The sequence below is a fragment of the Pseudoalteromonas sp. P80D2 genome (genome assembly GCF_036680945.1).
GTDB classification, from domain to species: Bacteria; Pseudomonadota; Gammaproteobacteria; order Enterobacterales; family Alteromonadaceae; genus Pseudoalteromonas; species Pseudoalteromonas shioyasakiensis.
This window is the reverse complement of sequence record NZ_JAZDAR010000008.1, coordinates 1-1,552: the sequence shown is the minus strand read 5'-3', so window position 1 is coordinate 1,552 and position 1,552 is coordinate 1. Positions and strand designations below refer to the sequence as shown.

Annotated in this window: 1 rRNA gene; it reads right to left on the bottom strand. The window is 48.9% G+C overall.

Annotation, left to right across the window (positions count from 1 at the left end):
• Positions 1-1,462, bottom strand: a 23S ribosomal RNA gene (locus VRK28_RS00055); the annotation flags it as partial.
• Positions 1,463-1,552: the final 90 nt, after the last annotated feature.

Below are 1,552 nucleotides of genomic sequence, written 5' to 3'. Positions count from 1 at the left end.
CAACCTACTCACTTTCACATGGACAACCAACGCCATGCTTGTTTAGCCTGCTCCGTCCCCCCATCGCAATTATACCAAGTACGGGAATATTAACCCGTTTCCCATCGACTACGCCTTTCGGCCTCGCCTTAGGGGTCGACTTACCCTACCCTGATTAACATGGGATAGGAACCCTTGGTCTTCCGGCGTGCGGGTTTTTCACCCGCATTATCGTTACTCATGTCAGCATTCGCACTTCTGATACCTCCAGCATACCTCCCGGTACACCTTCAACGGCTTACAGAACGCTCCCCTACCACTCAAACATAGTTTGAATCCGCAGCTTCGGTGCATAGTTTAGCCCCGTTACATCTTCCGCGCAGACCGACTCGACCAGTGAGCTATTACGCTTTCTTTAAAGGATGGCTGCTTCTAAGCCAACCTCCTGGCTGTCTGGGCCTTTCCACATCGTTTCCCACTTAACTATGACTTTGGGACCTTAGCTGGCGGTCTGGGTTGTTTCCCTCTTCACGACGGACGTTAGCACCCGCCGTGTGTCTCCCGGATAGTACTTTACGGTATTCGGAGTTTGCAAAGGGTTGGTAAGTCGGGATGACCCCCTAGCCTTAACAGTGCTCTACCCCCGTAAGTATTCGTCCGAGGCTCTACCTAAATAGATTTCGGGGAGAACCAGCTATCTCCCGGTTTGATTAGCCTTTCACTCCTAGCCACAGGTCATCCCCTAACTTTTCAACGTTAGTGGGTTCGGTCCTCCAGTTGATGTTACTCAACCTTCAACCTGCCCATGGCTAGATCACCGGGTTTCGGGTCTATACCTTGCAACTATACGCCCAGTTAAGACTCGGTTTCCCTACGGCTACCCTAATCGGTTAACCTCGCTACAAAATATAAGTCGCTGACCCATTATACAAAAGGTACGCAGTCACCCTCGAAGGGCTCCTACTGCTTGTACGTACACGGTTTCAGGTTCTATTTCACTCCCCTCACAGGGGTTCTTTTCGCCTTTCCCTCACGGTACTGGTTCACTATCGGTCAGTTGGGAGTATTTAGCCTTAGATGATGGTCCACCTATATTCAGTCAAAGTTTCACGTGCTCCGACCTACTCGATTTCACTTAAGATGCATTTTCGTGTACGGGACTATCACCCTGTATCGTCAAACTTTCCAGAATGTTCCACTAACACATAATAAGCTTAAGGGCTGGTCCGGTTTCGCTCGCCGCTACTTCCGGAATCTCGGTTGATTTCTGTTCCTACGGGTACTTAGATGTTTCAGTTCTCCGCGTTCGCCTCTTACACCTATGTATTCAGTGCAAGATACCTGCAAGCAGGTGGGTTTCCCCATTCGGAAATCCTAGTCTCAAGCGCTTTTTACTAGCTTGACTAGGCTTATCGCAAGTTAATACGTCCTTCATCGCCTCCAACTGCCAAGGCATCCACCGTGTACGCTTAGTCACTTAACCATACAACCCAAACGGGTCTTTGTTAGTGACAGCTGTTAACTTCGCCAGAAGTTAATTCATCAAATAATGATGAGAATACTAAAGTAGATA